The 15,510-nt window shown below is 73.6% G+C and carries 16 protein-coding genes; 15 read left to right on the plus strand and 1 reads right to left on the minus strand.

Annotated elements, in window-relative coordinates; genetic code table 11:
* The first annotated feature begins 52 nt into the window (after nt 1-52).
* From AB0H81_RS07160 to AB0H81_RS07210, 11 genes are all read left to right on the plus strand, one after another.
* Nucleotides 53-1,222 (plus strand): efflux RND transporter periplasmic adaptor subunit, encoded by a 1,170-nt coding sequence (locus AB0H81_RS07160; RefSeq protein WP_358370425.1) that lies wholly within the window; start codon nt 53-55, stop codon nt 1,220-1,222.
* The gene (locus AB0H81_RS07165; protein WP_358370428.1) at nt 1,219-1,950 is read left to right on the plus strand and encodes an ABC transporter ATP-binding protein; all 732 of its coding nucleotides are present in this window, start codon (nt 1,219-1,221) and stop codon (nt 1,948-1,950) included. Before AB0H81_RS07160 ends, AB0H81_RS07165 begins: the two co-directional genes overlap by 4 nt.
* Nucleotides 1,947-3,197 carry an ABC transporter permease gene (locus AB0H81_RS07170; RefSeq protein WP_358370431.1) on the plus strand — a complete coding sequence of 417 codons (1,251 nt, stop codon included), beginning with the start codon at nt 1,947-1,949 and terminating at the stop codon, nt 3,195-3,197. The genes AB0H81_RS07165 and AB0H81_RS07170 overlap by 4 nt, the downstream gene beginning before the upstream one ends.
* 37 nt (nt 3,198-3,234) lie before the next feature.
* A complete protein-coding gene (locus AB0H81_RS07175; RefSeq protein WP_358370434.1) occupies nt 3,235-3,798 on the plus strand; it encodes a hypothetical protein in 564 nt (187 codons plus the stop codon).
* A complete protein-coding gene (locus AB0H81_RS07180; protein ID WP_358370436.1) occupies nt 3,795-4,487 on the plus strand; it encodes a response regulator transcription factor in 693 nt (230 codons plus the stop codon). Before AB0H81_RS07175 ends, AB0H81_RS07180 begins: the two co-directional genes overlap by 4 nt.
* 14 nt (nt 4,488-4,501) lie before the next feature.
* Nucleotides 4,502-6,004 (plus strand): HAMP domain-containing sensor histidine kinase, encoded by a 1,503-nt coding sequence (locus AB0H81_RS07185; protein WP_358370439.1) that lies wholly within the window; start codon nt 4,502-4,504, stop codon nt 6,002-6,004.
* A 256-nt stretch (nt 6,005-6,260) separates the two neighbouring features.
* Complete coding sequence (locus AB0H81_RS07190) at nt 6,261-6,551, plus strand: hypothetical protein (RefSeq protein ID WP_358370441.1); 291 nt, start codon at nt 6,261-6,263, stop codon at nt 6,549-6,551.
* A 288-nt stretch (nt 6,552-6,839) separates the two neighbouring features.
* Nucleotides 6,840-7,268: a hypothetical protein gene (locus AB0H81_RS07195; RefSeq protein ID WP_358370443.1), complete on the plus strand. Its 429-nt coding sequence runs from the start codon at nt 6,840-6,842 to the stop codon at nt 7,266-7,268.
* 45 nt (nt 7,269-7,313) lie between these two features.
* Nucleotides 7,314-7,613, plus strand: coding sequence for a hypothetical protein (locus AB0H81_RS07200; RefSeq protein ID WP_358370445.1), 300 nt, complete (start codon nt 7,314-7,316; stop codon nt 7,611-7,613).
* Nucleotides 7,610-8,209, plus strand: coding sequence for a hypothetical protein (locus AB0H81_RS07205; RefSeq protein ID WP_358370447.1), 600 nt, complete (start codon nt 7,610-7,612; stop codon nt 8,207-8,209). The genes AB0H81_RS07200 and AB0H81_RS07205 overlap by 4 nt, the downstream gene beginning before the upstream one ends.
* A gap of 68 nt (nt 8,210-8,277) precedes the next feature.
* On the plus strand, nt 8,278-9,522 hold the full coding sequence (locus AB0H81_RS07210; RefSeq protein WP_358370450.1) for a cytochrome P450: 1,245 nt from the start codon (nt 8,278-8,280) through the stop codon (nt 9,520-9,522).
* Nucleotides 9,523-9,558: 36 nt separating this feature from the next.
* On the opposite strand, the gene AB0H81_RS07215 is transcribed toward AB0H81_RS07210, so the two are convergent.
* Entirely contained in the window at nt 9,559-10,956 is a 1,398-nt protein-coding gene (locus AB0H81_RS07215; RefSeq protein WP_358370454.1) for an MFS transporter, read from the minus strand.
* Nucleotides 10,957-11,015: 59 nt separating this feature from the next.
* On the opposite strand from AB0H81_RS07215, the gene AB0H81_RS07220 reads away from it, so the two are divergent.
* The 4 genes from AB0H81_RS07220 (at nt 11,016) to AB0H81_RS07235 (ending at nt 15,466) form a co-directional block, all read left to right on the plus strand.
* Nucleotides 11,016-11,954 carry an STM4015 family protein gene (locus tag AB0H81_RS07220; protein WP_358370457.1) on the plus strand — a complete coding sequence of 313 codons (939 nt, stop codon included), beginning with the start codon at nt 11,016-11,018 and terminating at the stop codon, nt 11,952-11,954.
* Nucleotides 11,951-13,165 (plus strand): STM4014 family protein, encoded by a 1,215-nt coding sequence (locus AB0H81_RS07225; protein WP_358370460.1) that lies wholly within the window; start codon nt 11,951-11,953, stop codon nt 13,163-13,165. The genes AB0H81_RS07220 and AB0H81_RS07225 overlap by 4 nt, the downstream gene beginning before the upstream one ends.
* 97 nt (nt 13,166-13,262) lie before the next feature.
* Nucleotides 13,263-14,069 carry an STM4013/SEN3800 family hydrolase gene (locus AB0H81_RS07230; RefSeq protein WP_358370463.1) on the plus strand — a complete coding sequence of 269 codons (807 nt, stop codon included), beginning with the start codon at nt 13,263-13,265 and terminating at the stop codon, nt 14,067-14,069.
* Nucleotides 14,066-15,466 (plus strand): STM4012 family radical SAM protein, encoded by a 1,401-nt coding sequence (locus AB0H81_RS07235; RefSeq protein WP_358370466.1) that lies wholly within the window; start codon nt 14,066-14,068, stop codon nt 15,464-15,466. The genes AB0H81_RS07230 and AB0H81_RS07235 overlap by 4 nt, the downstream gene beginning before the upstream one ends.
* Nucleotides 15,467-15,510: the final 44 nt, after the last annotated feature.

A 15,510-nucleotide genomic window follows, 5' to 3' on the forward strand; every position in this document is an offset into this window, starting at 1 on the left:
CTTCAGCAAGCTCCCGGCTCGGGCGCAGACTGATGTGCCAGGGTCACCGCCTGTGAAGGTGTCCCCCCGGCGCAGAGCGCTGACGACCACGACCAGCCGCAGGACGCTGGTCACCAACGGAGCGCTCGCCCTGCTCCTCCTGGGCGGCGCTGCGTTCGCCTACGCCCAGCTCGGCACGGGCGAGGCGGCCGGCGAGACGGCTCTGCGGACCGCGACCGCCGGCCGGGGAAGCGTGACCGCGTCCGTGACCGCGTCGGGCTCCGTGGAGAGCGCCAAGAGCAGGGCGCTGGCGTTCGGCACCAGCGGTACGGTCGAGCGCGTCAACGTCAAGGCCGGCGACAAGGTGCGCAAGGGCGACATCCTCGCCGAGGTGGACGACGACGCCGCGCGGGAGATGCTGTCGGCGGCCGAGGCCACGCTCGCCTCCGCCACCGAGGACGGCACCTCGACCGCGCAGCTCTACGCCGCCTACGTCAAGGCGCGCAACGCCTACCGCGAGGCCAGGCGGACCGTCGAGGGCACCGTCATCCGGGCCCCCTTCGCCGGCACGGTCACCGCCGTCAACGGCAGCGTCGGCGGCTCCTCGTCCGGCTCCGGCTCCGGGCAGACCCAGTCCGGCCAGTCGGGCCAGAGCGGCCAGCCCACCCAGCAGGGCACGTCGGGCCCGAGCGGGTTCATCGAGATGGCCGACACCGGCAAGCTCCAGCTCGTCGGCTCGGTCACCGAGTCAGACGCCGGCAGGCTCAAGGTCGGCCAGAGCGCCACCGTCACCTTCGACGCGCTGCCCGGCGTCACCGCCACCGGCAAGGTCAGCCAGATCCAGCCGGTCGCCTCCACCAGCGACAACGTCGTCCAGTACCCGGTGACGATCACGTTCGGCAGCGTGCCCGCGCAGGTCCGGCTCGGCCAGACCGCCACCGTCGAGGTCGTCGTCGGCAGCGCCGCGAACGCCGTGACCGTCCCCGCCGCCGCTATCTCCACCGGCGGCGGCCAGAGCACGGTCACCCTGCTGCGCGACGGCGCCCAGGTAAGGACCCCGGTCGAGGTGGGCGTGCGCGGCACGGCCACCGCCGAGATCACCTCCGGCGTGTCCGAGGGCGACGTGGTCGTCCTGCCGTCCGTCACCACCGGGACGAACACCGGCAACGGCCAGCAGCAGCGCGGCTTCGGCGGCGGCTTCCCGGGCGGCGGCCCCGGCGGCGTGCCCGGAGGCGGGCGATGACCGCGCCCGTCCTGCGCGTGCGGGACCTGGTCAAGGAGTACGGCGAGGGCGACGCCCGGGTCCGCGCCCTGCGCGGCGTGGACCTCGACGTCGACAAGGGCGACTACGTGGCCATCATGGGCGCCTCCGGCTCCGGCAAGTCCACGCTCATGAACATCCTCGGCTGCCTCGACGTCCCCACCTCCGGCGGCTACCAGATCGACGGCGCCGACGTGGGCCTGCTCGACGAGCACCAGCTCGCCCTGCTGCGCAACCGCCGGGTCGGCTTCGTCTTCCAGTCGTTCAACCTGATCCCGCGCATGAGCGCCCTCGCCAACGTCGAGCTGCCGCTCGCGTACGGCGGCGTCGGCCAGGCCGAGCGCCGCTCCCGGGCGCTGGCCGCGCTGGAGCAGGTGGGCCTGTCCGACCGGCTGCACCACGAGCCCAACCAGTTGTCCGGCGGCCAGCAGCAGCGCGTCGCCGTCGCCCGCGCGCTCGTCACCGCGCCCTCCCTGCTGCTGGCCGACGAGCCCACCGGCAACCTCGACACCGCCTCCACCCGCGACGTGCTCGACATCCTCGACCGGCTCAACACCTCCGGCCGCACGATCGTGCTCATCACCCACGAGGACGACGTCGCCGCGCACGCCAAGCGGGTCATCCGCCTCGTGGACGGCGCGATCGTCGAGGACCGCAGGCAGGCGCCGGTGGACGGCCCGCCGCCGAGGCTCGTGGAGGCGGCCCGGTGAACCGGCTGGAGATCCTCCGCTTCGCGCTGCGCGGCCTGCTGGCCAACAAGATGCGCAGCGCCCTGACCACGCTCGGCATCCTCATCGGCGTCGCCGCGGTCATCCTGCTCGTCGCCGTCGGCGAGGGCTCCTCCCAGAGCATCCAGAAGAACATCCAGCGGCTCGGCGCCAACACCCTGACCATCTCCCCGTCCTTCACCGGCGCAGGCGCCGGCCGGGGGGGACCGGGAGGCGGCGGCCAGAACACCGGCCCCCGCACCCAGGCGCGGCAGCTCACCCTCGCCGACGCCGAGGCCCTGGCGGACAAGGCGGCCGCCCCGTCGGTCGCGTCCGTCTCGCCCGTCGTGACCGCCGGCTCGGCCACCGCCACCTACGAGGCGGCCAGCCACGGCATCGCCCAGCTCGTCGGCACCTACCCCAGCTACTTCGAGGCCATGAACAAGCAGGTGGCCCGCGGCACGTACTTCTTCAACGACGACGTGCTGGCCGCCCGCAAGGTCATGGTGCTCGGCACGACCGTGGCCGGGGAGCTGTTCGGCGACCTCGACCCGGTGGGCAGGCAGGTCACCGTGTCGGGCGTGCCGTTCACCGTCGTCGGCGTGCTCAAGGAGAGCGGCTCCACCGGCATGCAGGACGCCGACGACGTGGCCCTCGCGCCGCTCCCGGCCGTCCAGCAGAGCCTCACCGGGTTCGGCTCGCTCGGCTCGATCGTCGTACGGGCCACCGGCGCGTCCGCCACCGCGACGGCGCAGGCCGAGGTCACGGCCATCCTCAACCAGCGGCACGGCATCACCGGCACCGCCGCCGCCGACTACCGCATCCTCAACCAGGCCGTCCTCCAGGAGACCGTCAGCGAGGCGACCGGCACCTTCACCGTGCTGCTCGGCGCGGTCGCGGCGATCTCGCTGCTGGTCGGCGGCATCGGCATCACCAACATCATGCTCGTCACCGTCACCGAGCGGACCAGGGAGATCGGCATCCGCAAGGCCATCGGCGCGCCCCGGGGCGCCATCCTCGGCCAGTTCCTGATGGAGGCCACGGTGCTGAGCCTCGTCGGCGGGCTGTCCGGGGTGCTGGTGGCGTTCGCCGGCACCCGCTTCACCATCGCCGGCATCGAGCCGGTGCTCGTCCCGTCGTCCGTGGTGCTGGCCCTCGGCGTGTCGGTCGGCATCGGGCTGTTCTTCGGCAGCTACCCCGCCAACCGGGCCGCGAAGCTGCGGCCGATCCAGGCCCTGCGCCACGAGTGACGCTTCCCCATCCCCCTTAGCCCTCCAGGAGACTGACATGGCCGAGCGTGACACCCCGCTCGACTCCTCGCCGTTCCGCGACGACCTGCGCGAGGAGCTGGCCGTCCGGCCCCGCAAGGGGCCGTCCAGGCTCACGCTCGCGCTCGGGGCGGGCGTGGTGCTGGTGGCCGGCGTGCTCATCGGCATCCAGGCGCACAAGACGCTGGGCGGCGGCGCCGCACCGGCCGCCGCCGCGGGCGGCCGTCAGGCGGGCGCCGGTCCCCAGGGGTACGGCCGACGTATGGGCGGCACGCAGGGCGACGGCATGTCCCCCGGCTACGGCGGTCAGCCGGGCGGCGGGCAGCCCGGCCAGCGCATGGGCGGCTTCGGCGGCGGCACGGTGGGAACCGTCGAGAAGGTCGAGGACGGCAAGGTATACCTGAAGGCCATGGACGGCTCCACCGTCACCGTCACGACCACCGGCTCGACCACGGTGCAGATCTCCAAGCCCGGCAAGGTGACCGACCTGGCCACCGGCACCACCGTCGTGGTGCGCGGCCGGAAGGCCGCCGACGGCTCGGTCTCGGCCGTGTCGATCAGCCAGGGAGGCGGCGGCCGATGAGGGTGCCCGAGGCCAGGCTCCTGGTCGTCGACGACGAGCCCAACATCAGGGAGCTGTTCTCGGCGAGCCTGCGCATGGCCGGCTTCGAGGTGTTCACCGCCGCCGACGGCAGAAACGCCCTGCGGGTGGCCGAGGAGTGCGCCCCCGACCTCGTCATGCTGGACGTGATGCTGCCCGACCTCGACGGGCTGACCGTGGCCACGCGGCTGCGCTCGCGCGGCCGGCGCGTCCCGGTGCTGTTCGTCACCGCCAAGGACACCCCCGAGGACCGGCTGGCCGGTCTGGGCCTCGGCGAGGACTACGTGACCAAGCCGTTCAGCCTGGAGGAGGTCATCGCCCGCATCCGGGCGGTGCTGCGTCGCACCCGGCGCGGCGCGCCACTGCCCAACCGGCTGCGCGCCGGCGACCTGGAGCTCGACGTGGAGACGCACGAGGTGTGGCGCAACGGGCTGCCCGTCCGGCTGTCGCCCACCGAGTTCCGGCTGCTGCGCTACTTCATGCTCAACGCCGGCCGGGTGCTGTCCAAGACGCAGATCCTCGACCACGTCTGGAACGGCGACTGGCGCACCGACGTCGGCCTCGTCGAGTCGTACGTCTCCTACCTGCGCCGCAAGCTGGACACCGGCGAGCGCCGCCACCTGCACACTCTGCGCGGCGTGGGCTATATCCTTCGCCCGCCCAAGGACTGACCAGGGGAGTGAGCATGAGGCGCGGGCGTGAGGCCGTCCGGCAGGTGCGGCGGCGGCTCGCCCGCACCCCGCTGTGGCTGCGGCTGGTCTCCGCGACGCTGCTGATGGTCACGCTGGCCATCGCGCTGACCGGGCTGTTCGCGGTGCGGCTGCTGCGCGGCTACCTCGTCGAGCGGGTCGACCAGCAGCTCCACTCCGCCAGCCGCCCGCCGCGCGTGCCGCCGCCCGTCGACCCCGCGCCGGGCTCTCGCGCGCCGGAGCGCTTCTACGGCCTGTTCCACGGCGTGCTCGTGGACGCGGGCGGCACGGTCGTACGCCGCTTCTCCGAGTCCACCGACACCTACACGCCGAACCTGCCCCGCCTGACCAGCGCCGACGTCGCCCGCCGCGCCGGCCGTCCCTTCACCGTCGAGTCGGTGCCCGCCGACGGGCCGCTGTGGCGGGTGATCGCCGTGCCGGCCCGTGACGGCGCCTCCCGCGTCATCGCGATCAACCTCGGCGACGTGGACGCCACCGTCTCCCAGCTCATCCTCATCGTCGTCGTGGGTGGCGGCGGCACGCTGGCCGTCCTCGGCGTCGCCTGCCACTGGCTCGTACGGCGCAGCCTGCGTCCCCTCGGCGAGATCGCCCGCACCGCCCGCGACATCGCCGGCGGCGACCTGTCGCGCCGCGTGCCGATGTGGGCCGCCACCACCGAGGTCGGCAGGCTCGGCCGGGCGCTCAACGGCATGCTCGGCCGGATCGAGGTGGCGGTGCGGGAGCGGGAGGCGGCGGCCGAGGAGGCCCGCCGCTCGGCCACGGCCGCCCGGCGCTCCGAGGAGCTGATGCGCAGGTTCATGGCCGACGCCTCCCACGAGCTGCGCACCCCGCTCACCTCCATCCGGGGCTTCGCCGAGCTGTACCGGCTGAGTGAGGAGCAGAGCCTGGACGAGGCGGTGCGGCTGCTCGGCCGGATCGAGGGCCAGGCCGCCCGCATGGGGCTGCTCGTGGAGGACATGCTGCTGCTCGCCCGGCTCGACCAGCGCCGCGCCCTCGACCGGCGTCCCGTCGACCTGCTGAGCCTGGCCGCGACGGCCGTCATCGACGCGCAGACACTCGCGCCCGACCGGGTCATCGAGCTGGTCCGGCTCGACGGGGGAGAGGGGCCCGTGGTGGTGGTCGGCGACGAGCCGCGCCTGTCCCAGGTGCTCGGCAACCTCGTCGGCAACGCGCTCACGCACACGCCGCCCGGCACGCCGTTCCGCGTCGGGGTCGGCCTGCTCGGCGGCCGCGCGGAGCTGGAGGTGTCCGACGAGGGGCCGGGCTTCCCGCAGCAGGTGGCGGAGCTGGTGTTCGAGCGGTTCTACCGGGCCGACCCGGCGCGCAGCACCGGCGGGTCGGGGCTCGGCCTGTCGATCGCGGCCACGCTCGTGGAGGCGCACGGGGGCACGATCACCGCCTCGTCGCAGCCGGGGAAGGGCGCGGTGTTCCGCGTCGTCCTGCCCGCCGCGCCGCCGGGCTCGTACCCGGACGCGTAGCCGCCCCCCACCGGGCTCTCACCTGTGCAGGTGTCCGCTCGCCCACCGGGTTCCCGCCCGGACGAGCGGCGGCGCGCCCGGCTGGCCCTATCCCAGGGCCGGGGAGGTCTCCGCGCTGCGCACGCTGCGGCGGCTGCTGTGGGTGGCCTAGTACGAGGTCGAGGTCACGGAGGACGGGCGGGGCGAGGAGACGTGGCCCGCGGGCGAACTGCGCGAGGGGGACGGGGCGCTGAAGTGCGGCGAGGACCTGTGGTGGGTGCCCGGGTCCGGCGGCCTGCTGGCGGATGGGCTGCGTACGAATGAGGAGATGTACGGCCCGGTCGTGAACCTGCGGGGCGTCCATCGGCCCCGGTTCACCGTGGACCGCAAGCGGGTGCGCGAGTGGGACAAGGGGTGGGTGGACGCCGAGATCGAGCGGCACCTGCCCGAGCTGGAGCGGTGGCCGGGGCTGACGATGTCGTGGCTGTGGGAGATGACGAAGGAGACTCCGCGGACGGCGCAGCGGATCTTCGAGCATCGACGCTCGACGACCTGCTCGGCGTCCTGACGAATCCGGCCGAGAGCGTGGCCGAGCGGCTGGCGCGGGCACGGCGCTTCGCGATCACAGGTCTCGACCTGTCCGCCGCCAGGGACGTGCCTCCCGTCACCGGTCTCGAGGTCGACGACGACGCCCTTCTGACGGCCCTCACCGCGTGCGCCCGCGAAGGCGCCGCACCGCGCGGCGACGTCGCCGGCCGGCTCGCCTGGGCGTCGATGCGGCTCGAACTGCCCCTCGAGAGCGTGCTCCGGCGGGTGGCCTCGCTCGCTGTCCTGGCAGACGGAGGCCGGCGACATCGTGGCGGCCGCGCACGACTCGGGCCTGTCCGTGGGCGCGTACCTGGATGTGATCCGCCCCCTCGCCGCGTTCGGGATGCCCCTGCCCAGGGCCGCCGAGGACGCGCTCCACCTGGTCCGCGTGGCCGGGCGCAACGGCTGGACCCTCGTCCACACCCACGAGCGCTTCCAACGCTTCACCCCCCTCGGCGTCACCCTCGACTACCCCCACGACGCCGTCCCCGACGGCATCGTCCACTGGCAGGACCTGCTCGCCCTCACCGTCCACCTCGAGGGCCACGCCCCCGCCGTCAGCGGAGCCGTCACCGCGGACCACCTCGCCCGCGCCGCCTCCCAGCTCGACGAGACGCCCGCCCGGGTCCGCGACCGCCTGCGCCGCTACGCCCCCCTGTTCGCCCTCACCTTCCCCCAGGAGGAGACCCTTGGCTGAGGCCATCCCCGGCATCGAGAGCCACAAGTCCATCGACTACCGGGTGTGGGACCAGGGCCCCAGGCGTCCGGGTTCACCGTCACCGGGAACGGCGCCGACGGCGGGCTGGAGGTCTCCGGCACCTGCCCCGCCTGCCACGGCTGGACCGTCACCCCGTGGCCGTACGGCGCCGTCGGCTCCAAGGGCGTCCTCGGCTCCCTTCTCGGCCGCGGCGCCCCGGCGCAGGAGAAGCCCACGGGCCGGCGAACCGTCTACTGCGAGTGCGGCCACCTGCACCCGAACCGCCCGGAGACGGCGTGGGACTACGGCTGCGGCGCGTTCTGGACCGTGGAGCTGCCCGCGTGAGCCGGCTGGACGCGTGGCGGTGGGCTCAGAAGGCGCAGCGCCTCCAGTACGAGCAGCTGGAGATCACCCGCAAGCAGGCGGAGAGCTGGCGGACCGGGCTGACCGGCGTCACCACGCTGCTCGCCGCCGTCCTCGTCGTCAAGGGCCGCGACGGCGTCGGCGACCTGGCCCTGCCGTACCGGTGGCTGGTGCCCGTGCTGCTGGCGGCGGCGCTGGCCATGCTGGTGCAGGCGACGCTCACCGCGGTGGGCGCCGCGTCCGGGCGCCCGTCCGACCGCACGCTCCTCACCGGCGAGGACCTGCGCGACTGGACGAGGGGCGAGGTCGCCCGGATCGAGCGGGCGGTCACCCGGGCCCGGCGGCTGACCGTGGGTGGCGTGGCGGCCGTGGCCGTCGCGGTGGTCGCCTCGTGGCTGGCCCCTGTCGCCGCCGCCAAGGGCCCGCTGGTCGTCGTGGAGTCGGCCGGAGGCCGCCTGTGTGGGGCGCTCCTCGACACCAGCGGCGGCAGCCTCATCGTCAAGGTCGGTGACAATCACCAGCTCGTACGGCTCGCGGACGTGACCCGGATCAGGAGCGTGACGGCCTGCTCCCGCTGAGGCGCGGGAACCCCGGCGGGCTCGGGGATCCATGACGGATCACCCTGGGAACGTGCCAGGATGGACGCGTGGCTATCGACGTGGCGGACATCGATCTCGCGGACCTGGACTTCTGGCGCAAACCCCTCAAGGAACGGCACGAGGCGTTCGCCCGGCTCCGGCAGCTGGAGCACCCGGTGTTCTTCGAGGAGAAGCGGGTGCCGCTCCTGCGCTCCGGCAAGGGCTTCTACGCCCTGGTCCGCCACGCCGACGTGGTGGAGGCCAGCCGCAACGCCAAGGTGTTCTCCAGCGAGCCGGCCGTCACCAACCCCGAGCCGCCGGGCTGGGTCAAGCAGGTGTTCGGCGAGTCCATGGTCAACATGGACGACCCCCGCCACGCCCGCCTGCGCCGCATCGTGACCCGCTCCTTCAGCCCGCGCATGCTGGCCGGGCTGCAGAGCGACATCGAGGCGGCCTGCGCCCGGATCGTCGACGACGTGGTCAAGGACGGCCCCCGCGACTTCGTCCACCAGGTCGCGGCCCGGCTGCCCATCCACGTCATCTGCGACATGCTGGACATCCCGCGGGAGCTGCGGGAAAAGGTCCACCAGCACGTCGACGTCTCCACCGCCTACACCGGCGTGCGTCCCAGCCTGGCCCGCAGCATCCAGCTCGCCGGGCAGAACATGCTCGCCCTGCTGGCCCTCCAGCGCATGGTGATCAAGCTCGGCCACGAGCGCGCCGCCGCCCCCCGGGGCGACCTCATCTCGCTGCTGGTCACCGCCAACCCCGACGGCGAGAAGCTCACCGACAAGGAGCTCGGCTCGTTCTTCGCGCTGCTGCTGGTCGCCGGCAACGAGACCGCCCGCAACACGATGGCCCACGGCATCAAGCTGCTCACCGACAACCCCGCCCAGCGCGAGCTGCTGATGAGCGACTTCGACGGCCACGTCAACAACACCATCGAGGAGATGGTCCGCCACGTCTCCCCGATCATGCAGTTCCGCCGCACCGTCACCCAGGACCACTCGCTGCGCGGCCTGGAGCTGAAGAAGGGCGACAAGGTCGTGCTCTTCTACGGCTCCGCCAACCGCGACGAGAGCGTCTTCCCCGATCCCGACAGCTTCGACATCACCCGCGACACCAAGCCGCACGTCGGCTTCGGCGGCCCCGGACCGCACTTCTGCCTGGGGGCCAACCTGGCCCGCCAGGAGATGCGCACGATGTTCCGCGAGCTGCTCACGCGGCTGCCCGGCGTGCGGGCGGTGGGGGAGCCCGAGCTGCTGCTGTCCAACTTCGACAACAGCGTCCGCAGCCAGGCGTTCACCTTCTAGGCGTTCAGGTTCTGGCCGGCGGGCCTCCGGCGGAGGCTAGCGGCCGGCACGTTCCGGGGCGAGCACGTTCGTCCTGATCGTGAGGAACGTGATGGCCGCGGAGACGAGCATCATCCCCGCGCTGACCACCATCGCGGTCCGGAAGCCCGCGTCGAACACCGCCGGCCGCTCGAACGCGTCGCCGACCAGGCCCACGAGGGGCGGCACGGCGGCCACCGCGAGCAGGCTGCCGGTGCGGGCCACCGCGTTGTTGACGCCGCTGGCCGTGCCCGCGTACCGCTCGTCGGCGCTGGCCAGCACGGTCGCCGTCAGCGGCGCCACCGCCGCCGACAGGCCGAGGCCGAAGACCGCGACCGCGGGCAGCACCTGGAGCACGTACGACGCGCCGGTGGAGATCGTGCTCATCCACAGGAAGCCCAGCCCCGCCACGATGATGCCCAGCGTCATCGGCAGGCGCGGCCCGTACCGCTTGGCCACCTCGCCGGCCGCGGGCGACAGCACCAGCATCAGGACGGTCGTCGGCAGCAGCGCCAGGCCCGCCGCGATGGGCGAGAACCCGGACACCACCTGGAGCTGCACCACCAGCAGGAAGAACACCACGCCCATCGCCGCGTACATGATCAGCGTCACCACGTTCACCGCCGTGAACACCCGGTCGCGGAAGATCCCCACCGGTACCAGCGCGTCCGGCGAGCGCCGCCGCTCGACCAGCACGAACGCCACACCCAGCGCCACGCCCACGATCAGCGGCACGGGGGCGCTCAGGTCGATCAGCCCGTACGTGATCCCGGCCAGCGCCAGCGCCGCGAGCACCGAGCCCAGCACGTCGAAGCGGCCGGCGGCCTGCTCGTCCCGGCTCTCGGGCACGTGGCGCAGGGCGACCAGCACCACCAGCGCCGCGAACGGCAGGTTGATCAGGAACGCCCAGCGCCAGCCCGCCCACTCCACCAGCCAGCCGCCGAGCAGCGGGCCCACGGCCGCGGACACCCCGCCCAGCCCGGACCAGACGCCCACGGCGCGCGGCCGGTCGGCCTTCTCGAACGACGCCTGGATGATCGCCAGCGACCCGGGCGTGAGCAGCGCCCCGCCCACGCCCTGCAACGCCCGCGCCGCCACCAGGAAACCGACGTCCGGCGCCAGCCCGCACATCGCGGACGCGACCGCGAACCACACCGTCCCGATGAGGAACACCTTGCGCCGGCCGTACCGGTCGCCCAATGACCCGCCCAGCAGGATGAGCCCCGCCAGCGTCAGCGTGTAGCCGTTGATCGTCCACTGCAGGCCCGACATGTCCGCGTCGAGTTCCTTGCCGAGGAAGGGCAGGGCGACGTTGACGACCGTGCTGTCGAGCATCGTCAGGCCGGAGCCGAGGACGGTCGCCGCGAGGATCCACCGCCCCCGGGCGGACGCGAGCCGGATGTGGCCGTTTTCCATGCGACCCATCCTGTCACTGCCCTCTGGTAGACCTTGATCTCCCCCTACCTGGAGAACCGATGACCATCCACGCGCACCTCGACACCTTCCACGGCCTGCCGGTCCGCTGGGTCGGCCTCGACCCGGCGACGTCGTCGGCCGCCCCCGACACCGTGGCATGGCGCGTGCAGGCCGCCGACTACGACGAGGAGGAACCGACGCTTCAGCAGAACTTCGAGGAGCTGCTCGACAGGGTCGACCCCACGCGGATCCGGGCGATCGTCATCGGTTGGTGGGGACCGGGCTGGGAAGGGAAGCGCGGCGACATCCCCGTCGGGATGCTGGCCGGCGCGGCCGATCGCCTGCCCGCGCTGGAGGCGATCTTCCTGGGCGACATCCTCGCTGAGGAGTCCGAGATCTCCTGGATCGAACAGGACGACATCACACCCCTGCTCGACACGTACCCGCGCCTGCGCCGGCTGGAAGTGCGCGGCGGCACCGGGCTGCGGCTCGGCCCGGTCACCCACTCCGCGCTGGAGGTGCTCAGGTTCGAGACGGGCGGGCTGCCCGCGTCCGTGGTGCGGGCCGTCGGCGAGAGCTCGTTCCCCGCGCTGCGGCACCTGGAGCTCTGGCTCGGCAGCGAGAATTACTCCGGCGACTCCCGGCCCACCGACTGGACGGGCATCCTCGACGGCTCCGGCCTGCCCGCGCTGCGCCACCTCGGCCTGCAGGACAGCGAGATCCAGGACGAGGTCTGCGCCGCCGTGGCCGCCGCCCCGGTGGTCGCCCGCCTGGAGTCCCTGGACCTGTCGATGGGCGTCCTGACCGACACCGGGGCCGAGGCGCTCCTGTCCGGCCAGCCGCTCACCCACCTGACCAGCCTCGACCTGAGCCACAACTACCTGAGCGAGCCGATGGCGGAGCGGCTGCGCGCCGCGCTGCCCGGGGTGGAGCTCGACCTGTCCGACCGTCAGAGGGCCCGCGGGAACGACTGGCGCTACGTCGCGGTGTCGGAGTGACGCCAGTCCCGGTGGGGCCGCCGGTCGCCGTCGTCGGCACCCCGGGCGACCGGCGGGTCACCCTGTTCGCCGCCGCGCTGCGCCGTCACGGCCTCCCGGAGCCGCACGTGGTCGCCTGGCGCGACGTGCTCGCCTGGTCCGAGGCGCTCGCCGGGCGTGAGGTGCTCGGCGGGCACGAGGCGGTCGCCGGACGTGATGTGCTCGCCCGGTCCGACGCGCCCGATGGGTGGGACGTACCGCCTGCGCCGCGGTTTCCCGAGGGCGCGATCGTCCGCGTCGAGTCACCGGGAGAGGACGCCGCGGCCGACGCGCTGCTGCGCGGGCCCGGCGACCCGTCCCGCGTCGGCGGCGGCGCCACCTGGCACGCCCGCTTCGTCCGTGCCCTGGAGTCGGTCCGGGACGCGGTCGCCCGCACCCCCGGAGCGCGGCTGGCCGGCGACGTCGGTGAGATCGCGGTGATGTTCGACAAGCGGCTCTGCCACGCCCGGCTCGCGGCGGCCGGCGTGCCGGTCCCACCCGCCCTGCCAGGGCCGGTCCGTGGCTACACCGCCCTGCGCGCCGCGATGCGCGAGGCCGGCTGGGCCCGGGTGTTCGTCAAGCCCGCTCACGGCTCGTCCGCCTCCGGGGTCGTGGCGTTGCAGGCCCACGGTCCGCGGATCAAGGCCACCACCTCCGTGGAGCTGGAGTCCGCGGGCAGGCTGCACAACTCCCTGCGGGTGCGCTCGTACGAGCACGAGACGGACGTCGCGGCGATCGTCGACGCCCTGGCGCCCGACGGGCTGCACGTCGAGCGCTGGTTCCCCAAGGCGTCCGTCGGCGGGCGCGTGTTCGACCTCCGGGTCGTCGTGACCGGCGGCCGGCCCACCCACGCGGTCGTACGCACCAGCCACGCCCCCATGACCAACCTCCACCTCGGGGGCCGGCGGGGCGACCTCGCCATGGTCCGCGCCACCCTGGGCGAGTCCGGCTGGGCGCGGGCCATGGACGTCTGCGCGGCGGCCGCCGCCTGCTTCCCCCGGAGCCCCGCCGTCGGCGTCGACCTCATGCTGGAGGCCGGCCGCTGGGATCCGGCGGTGGCCGAGGTCAACGCGTTCGGTGACCTGCTGCCCGGCCTGACCGGGCTCCCGGGCGGCGGGGCGGAGGGCCTGGACACGTACGAGGCGCAGGTGGAGCTGCTGCTGGGGTCCGCACGGACGGCAGGACGCCGATGACCGGCAGCCCGCCGAGCCGGCAGGCGCCGAAGGGCCCAGGAGGAGGCCGGCAGGACCGCGCGCCGGAAGGCGCCGGAGAAGGCTGGAGGGGGAGGTCATGAGGGACATGCGCGCGGTGATCGGCACGCACGACCTTCTGCTGGTCACGCTCGACACGTTGCGGTACGACGTCGCGGCCGGGGAACTGGCCGGGGGCCGGCTGCCCACCCTGGCCCGCGTGCTGCCCGGCGGCCGGTGGGAACGCCGGCACACGCCCGGCAGCTTCACCTACGCCGCGCACGCCGCGATACTGGCCGGTTTCCTGCCCACGCCGGTCACCCCCGGCCCGCACCCGCGGCTGTTCGCCGCCGCCTTCCCCGGCAGCGAGACCACCGGACCCGGCACCTGGCGCTTCGACGCCGCCGACCTGCCCACCGGTCTCGCCCAGGCCGGCTACCACACGATGTGCGCCGGCGGCGTGGGCTTCTTCAACAAGCTGACGCCGCTCGGATCGGCGCTGCCGGCGCTGTTCACCGAGTCGCACTGGGAGCCAGGGTTCGGCGTGACCGCGCCCGACTCCTTCGAGCGGCAGCTCGACTGGGCCGAGACCGCCGTCAGGAGGGCCGCCGGGCCCGTGTTCCTGTTCGTCAACGTGTCGGCGCTGCACCAGCCGAACTGGTTCCACCTGCCCGGCGCCACCGGCGACGACCTCGCCACGCACGCCGCCGCCCTCCGCTACGTCGACCGGCACATCGGCAGACTGTTCGCCCTGATGAGCGCGCGGCGGCCGTGCCTGGCCATCGTCTGCTCCGACCACGGCACCGCGTACGGGGAGGACGGGCACACCGGCCACCGCATCGGGCACGAGGTCGTGTGGACAGTCCCCTACGGCGAATTCCTCCTCGAGAAGGGATCCTGGCGGTGACCTCGCCCTACCAGGGATACGTCTACTCCTATCCGCACAAGACCGCCTACCGGCCGCTGGTGCCCCGGCCGTCGCTGCGCGAGGTGTGGGCGGAGGAGCAGGATCAGGCGCTCTTCCTCTACCTGCACGTGCCGTTCTGCGAGATGCGGTGCGGTTTCTGCAACCTGTTCACCCGGACCGGCGCGCCCGCCTCCCTGGTGACGGCGTACCTCGACGCGCTCGAACGCCAGGCGGCCGTGACCCGCGAGGCGCTTCCCGAGGCCCGGTTCGCGGCGGCGGCGATCGGCGGCGGCACGCCCACCTACCTGGAGGCTGGGGAGCTGGCCAGGCTTCTCGACATCGCCGAGGAGGTCATGGGGGCCGACCTCCGGGCCATCCCGTTCGGTGTGGAGACCTCACCCGCCACCGCGACACCCGACCGGCTGGCCGTCCTCACGGACAGGGGCGTCACCCGGATCTCGATCGGCGTGCAGAGCTTCGTCGACGCCGAGGCGCGGGCCGCCGTGCGACCCCAGCGGCGCGCCGAGGTCGAGACGGCGCTCGCCGCCATCAGGACGGCGGGGCCGCCCGTGCTCAACCTCGACCTGATCTACGGCATCGACGGCCAGACGGAGGCGTCATGGTTGCACTCACTCGACGCGGCGCTGGCGTGGCGGCCGGAGGAGATGTATCTGTACCCGCTGTACGTGCGGCCGCTCACCGGGCTCGGCATGCGGCCGGGCGCGTGGGACGACCAGCGGCTGCGCCTGTACCGGACGGGCCGCGACCACCTGCTGGGTGCGGGCTACGAGCAGGTGTCGATGCGCATGTTCCGCCGCCGCGTGTCCTCCACCGTGCCCGGTGCCTCGCCCGCCCCTGCGATGGGCAGCCCGTACGACGCCTCGCCCGCCTCTTCGGGGAGCAGCCCGTACGACGTCTCGCCGGGCAGCTCGTACGACGCTTCGCCTGGGGAGGAGTACAGCTGTCAGCGTGACGGAATGGTCGGGCTCGGCTGCGGCGCCCGCTCCTACACCGAGCGCCTCCACTACTCCTTCGAGTACGCCGTAGCCATCCGCCATGTGCGCGCGATCATCGACGACTACGTGCGGCTGCCGCGCGAGGAGTTCGCCCGCGCCAACGCCGGCTTCGCGCTGGACGCCGCCGAGCGCCGCCACCGGCACCTGCTCCAGTCGCTTCTGCAGGCGCGGGGCCTCGACCGGGCCGCCTACGAGGAGCGCTTCGGCGCCGACGTGCTGGACGACTTCGACCTGGACGGCTACGCGGCGCGTGGCTGGCTCGAGTGCGACGCCGAACGCGTCAGGCTCACCCCCGAAGGGCTCGCCCACTCCGACGCCATCGGACCCGCCCTGTTCTCCACCCGCGTCCGGGAGTTGATGGACACCTATGACCACCGCTGACCGCCTCCCACTCCGTGCGCCCACCAGCGCACCCTCGCGGCCTC

It is taken from the genome of Nonomuraea sp. NPDC050691 (assembly GCF_040654455.1).
GTDB lineage: Bacteria > Actinomycetota > Actinomycetes > Streptosporangiales > Streptosporangiaceae > Nonomuraea.